Genomic DNA, 362 nt, shown 5'->3' on the forward strand with positions numbered 1-362 from the left:
TCATTGGATCCACGTTCCCAAGGGGAATACGGATCAGCATAGAAAACATGATCGTGAACTTGTGTTAACTCACTAAATTCTGAACCGTTGTCAGAGGTTATTGTCTTAAAGATGCGATAGTAAGCATCTGTGCCCATTTTCTGGCGCAAATTTATAAAGAACTGATTTACTGCATGCGCAGTTTTACCAGCAATTTTACTCGTGATATTAACTCGTGAAAGGCGATCAGTCATTACTAGTACAACACTGTCATTACCGTTTTTCTGTCCCTGAACTGTATCCAGTTCCCAATGGCCAATTTCGGACCGTTGGTCCGCAGTTTGAGGTCGTTGAGCAATATTAGGCCCTAAGCACCTTTTAGC

Annotated in this window: 1 protein-coding gene; it reads right to left on the bottom strand. The window is 42.3% G+C overall.

What is annotated here, in order from left to right:
• Window positions 1-362: IS30 family transposase (locus QOS10_RS09560; protein ID WP_326520600.1), on the bottom strand; the 362-nt coding region annotated here is incomplete at both ends.

The organism is Limosilactobacillus galli, from assembly GCF_947381495.1.
Taxonomy (GTDB): domain Bacteria; phylum Bacillota; class Bacilli; order Lactobacillales; family Lactobacillaceae; genus Limosilactobacillus; species Limosilactobacillus galli.